The organism is Streptococcus sp. 27098_8_23, assembly GCF_041432195.1.
GTDB lineage: Bacteria > Bacillota > Bacilli > Lactobacillales > Streptococcaceae > Streptococcus.
Window position 1 is genome coordinate 1 of the sequence record NZ_JAPVZF010000012.1, and the last position, 4,718, is coordinate 4,718.

The 4,718-nt window shown below is 50.0% G+C and carries 1 tRNA gene and 3 rRNA genes; all 4 read left to right on the forward strand.

Annotated elements, in window-relative coordinates:
• Positions 1-1,397: ribosomal RNA gene (locus tag O3652_RS10080) — 16S ribosomal RNA — on the forward strand; the annotation flags it as partial.
• A 51-nt stretch (positions 1,398-1,448) separates the two neighbouring features.
• A tRNA-Ala gene (locus O3652_RS10085) sits at positions 1,449-1,521 on the forward strand.
• A 122-nt stretch (positions 1,522-1,643) separates the two neighbouring features.
• A 23S ribosomal RNA gene (locus O3652_RS10090) occupies positions 1,644-4,546 on the forward strand.
• 76 nt (positions 4,547-4,622) lie between these two features.
• Positions 4,623-4,718, forward strand: a 5S ribosomal RNA gene (gene rrf, locus O3652_RS10095); the annotation flags it as partial.

Sequence of the window (4,718 nt, forward strand, 5' to 3'; positions counted from 1 at the left end):
TATTGGAAACGATAGCTAATACCGCATAAGAGTAGATGTCGCATGACATTTGCTTGAAAGGTGCAATTGCATCACTACCAGATGGACCTGCGTTGTATTAGCTAGTTGGTGAGGTAACGGCTCACCAAGGCAACGATACATAGCCGACCTGAGAGGGTGATCGGCCACACTGGGACTGAGACACGGCCCAGACTCCTACGGGAGGCAGCAGTAGGGAATCTTCGGCAATGGACGGAAGTCTGACCGAGCAACGCCGCGTGAGTGAAGAAGGTTTTCGGATCGTAAAGCTCTGTTGTAAGAGAAGAACGAGTGTGAGAGTGGAAAGTTCACACTGTGACGGTATCTTACCAGAAAGGGACGGCTAACTACGTGCCAGCAGCCGCGGTAATACGTAGGTCCCGAGCGTTGTCCGGATTTATTGGGCGTAAAGCGAGCGCAGGCGGTTAGATAAGTCTGAAGTTAAAGGCTGTGGCTTAACCATAGTACGCTTTGGAAACTGTTTAACTTGAGTGCAAGAGGGGAGAGTGGAATTCCATGTGTAGCGGTGAAATGCGTAGATATATGGAGGAATACCGGTGGCGAAAGCGGCTCTCTGGCTTGTAACTGACGCTGAGGCTCGAAAGCGTGGGGAGCAAACAGGATTAGATACCCTGGTAGTCCACGCCGTAAACGATGAGTGCTAGGTGTTAGACCCTTTCCGGGGTTTAGTGCCGCAGCTAACGCATTAAGCACTCCGCCTGGGGAGTACGACCGCAAGGTTGAAACTCAAAGGAATTGACGGGGGCCCGCACAAGCGGTGGAGCATGTGGTTTAATTCGAAGCAACGCGAAGAACCTTACCAGGTCTTGACATCCCTCTGACCGCTCTAGAGATAGAGTTTTCCTTCGGGACAGAGGTGACAGGTGGTGCATGGTTGTCGTCAGCTCGTGTCGTGAGATGTTGGGTTAAGTCCCGCAACGAGCGCAACCCCTATTGTTAGTTGCCATCATTCAGTTGGGCACTCTAGCGAGACTGCCGGTAATAAACCGGAGGAAGGTGGGGATGACGTCAAATCATCATGCCCCTTATGACCTGGGCTACACACGTGCTACAATGGCTGGTACAACGAGTCGCAAGCCGGTGACGGCAAGCTAATCTCTTAAAGCCAGTCTCAGTTCGGATTGTAGGCTGCAACTCGCCTACATGAAGTCGGAATCGCTAGTAATCGCGGATCAGCACGCCGCGGTGAATACGTTCCCGGGCCTTGTACACACCGCCCGTCACACCACGAGAGTTTGTAACACCCGAAGTCGGTGAGGTAACCTTTTAGGAGCCAGCCGCCTAAGGTGGGATAGATGATTGGGGTGAAGTCGTAACAAGGTAGCCGTATCGGAAGGTGCGGCTGGATCACCTCCTTTCTAAGGATAAGGAACTGCACATTGGTCTTGTTTAGTCTTGAGAGGTCTTGTGGGGCCTTAGCTCAGCTGGGAGAGCGCCTGCTTTGCACGCAGGAGGTCAGCGGTTCGATCCCGCTAGGCTCCATTGGTGAGAAATCACCAAGTAATGCACATTGAAAATTGAATATCTATATCAAATAGTAACAAGAAAATAAACCGAAACGCTGTAGTATTAAAAGAGTTTATGACTGAAAGGTCAAAAAATAAGGTTAAGTTAATAAGGGCGCACGGTGGATGCCTTGGCACTAGGAGCCGAAGAAGGACGTGACAAACGACGATATGCCTTGGGTAGCTGTAAGTAAGCGATGATCCAGGGATTTCCGAATGGGGGAACCCAACAGGTACTACCTGTTACCCACATCTGTTAAGGATGTGAGGAGGAAGACGCAGTGAACTGAAACATCTAAGTAGCTGCAGGAAGAGAAAGCAAAAGCGATTGCCTTAGTAGCGGCGAGCGAAACGGCAGGAGGGCAAACCGAAGAGTTTACTCTTCGGGGTTGTAGGACTGCAATGTGGACTCAAAGATTATAGAAGAATGATTTGGGAAGATCAGCCAAAGAGAGTAACAGCCTCGTATTTAAAATAGTCTTTGTACCTAGCAGTATCCTGAGTACGGCGGGACACGTGAAATCCCGTCGGAATCTGGGAGGACCATCTCCCAACCCTAAATACTCCCTAGTGACCGATAGTGAACCAGTACCGTGAGGGAAAGGTGAAAAGCACCCCGGGAGGGGAGTGAAATAGAACCTGAAACCGTGTGCCTACAACAAGTTCGAGCCCGTTAATGGGTGAGAGCGTGCCTTTTGTAGAATGAACCGGCGAGTTACGATATGATGCGAGGTTAAGTTGAAGAGACGGAGCCGCAGGGAAACCGAGTCTGAATAGGGCGCTTTAGTATTATGTCGTAGACCCGAAACCATGTGACCTACCCATGAGCAGGTTGAAGGTGCGGTAAGACGCACTGGAGGACCGAACCAGGGCACGTTGAAAAGTGCTTGGATGACTTGTGGGTAGCGGAGAAATTCCAAACGAACTTGGAGATAGCTGGTTCTCTCCGAAATAGCTTTAGGGCTAGCGTCGACATCAAGATTCTTGGAGGTAGAGCACTGTTTGGGTGAGGGGTCCATCCCGGATTACCAATCTCAGATAAACTCCGAATGCCAATGAATTATGGTCGGCAGTCAGACTGCGAGTGCTAAGATCCGTAGTCGAAAGGGAAACAGCCCAGACCACCAGCTAAGGTCCCAAAATAATTGTTAAGTGGAAAAGGATGTGGGGTTGCACAGACAACTAGGATGTTAGCTTAGAAGCAGCTATTCATTCAAAGAGTGCGTAATAGCTCACTAGTCGAGTGACCCTGCGCCGAAAATGTACCGGGGCTAAAACAATTTACCGAAGCTGTGGATACCTTTATAGGTATGGTAGGAGAGCGTTCTATGTGTGAAGAAGGTATACCGTGAGGAGTGCTGGAACGCATAGAAGTGAGAATGCCGGTATGAGTAGCGAAAGACAGGTGAGAATCCTGTCCACCGTAAGACTAAGGTTTCCAGGGGAAGGCTCGTCCGCCCTGGGTTAGTCGGGACCTAAGGAGAGACCGAAAGGTGTATCCGATGGACAACAGGTTGATATTCCTGTACTAGAGTATGTAGTGATGGAGGGACGCAGTAGGCTAACTAAAGCAGACGAATGGAAGTGTCTGTCTAAGCAGTGAGGTGTGATATGAGTCAAATGCTTATATCTATAACATTGAGCTGTGATGGGGAGCGAAGTTTAGTAGCGAAGTTAGTGACGTCACACTGCCAAGAAAAGCTTCTAGCGTTTAAACATACTCTACCCGTACCGCAAACCGACACAGGTAGTCGAGGCGAGTAGCCTCAGGTGAGCGAGAGAACTCTCGTTAAGGAACTCGGCAAAATGACCCCGTAACTTCGGGAGAAGGGGTGCTGACTTTAAGTCAGCCGCAGTGAATAGGCCCAAGCAACTGTTTATCAAAAACACAGCTCTCTGCTAAATCGTAAGATGATGTATAGGGGGTGACGCCTGCCCGGTGCTGGAAGGTTAAGAGGAGTGCTTAGGAGTAATCCGAAGGTATGAATTGAAGCCCCAGTAAACGGCGGCCGTAACTATAACGGTCCTAAGGTAGCGAAATTCCTTGTCGGGTAAGTTCCGACCCGCACGAAAGGCGTAATGATTTGGGCACTGTCTCAACGAGAGACTCGGTGAAATTTTAGTACCTGTGAAGATGCAGGTTACCCGCGACAGGACGGAAAGACCCCATGGAGCTTTACTGCAGTTTGATATTGAGTGTCTGTACCACATGTACAGGATAGGTAGGAGTCTAAGAGATCGGGACGCCAGTTTCGAAGGAGACGTTGTTGGGATACTACCCTTGTGTTATGGCCACTCTAACCCGGATAGGTTATCCCTATCGGAGACAGTGTCTGACGGGCAGTTTGACTGGGGCGGTCGCCTCCTAAAAGGTAACGGAGGCGCCCAAAGGTTCCCTCAGAATGGTTGGAAATCATTCGCAGAGTGTAAAGGTATAAGGGAGCTTGACTGCGAGAGCTACAACTCGAGCAGGGACGAAAGTCGGGCTTAGTGATCCGGTGGTTCCGTATGGAAGGGCCATCGCTCAACGGATAAAAGCTACCCTGGGGATAACAGGCTTATCTCCCCCAAGAGTTCACATCGACGGGGAGGTTTGGCACCTCGATGTCGGCTCGTCGCATCCTGGGGCTGTAGTCGGTCCCAAGGGTTGGGCTGTTCGCCCATTAAAGCGGCACGCGAGCTGGGTTCAGAACGTCGTGAGACAGTTCGGTCCCTATCCGTCGCGGGCGTAGGAAATTTGAGAGGATCTGCTCCTAGTACGAGAGGACCAGAGTGGACTTACCGCTGGTGTACCAGTTGTCTTGCCAAAGGCATCGCTGGGTAGCTATGTAGGGAAGGGATAAACGCTGAAAGCATCTAAGTGTGAAACCCACCTCAAGATGAGATTTCCCATGATTTTATATCAGTAAGAGCCCTGAGAGATGATCAGGTAGATAGGTTAGAAGTGGAAGTGTGGCGACACATGTAGCGGACTAATACTAATAGCTCGAGGACTTATCCAAAGTAACTGAGAATACGAAGTGTGAGGTTTTCTTGGTATTTGATAGATATTCAATTTTGAGTAGGTATTACTCAGAGTTAAGTGACGATAGCCTAGGAGATACACCTGTACCCATGCCGAACACAGTAGTTAAGCCCTAGAACGCCGGAAGTAGTTGGGGGTTGCCCCCTGTG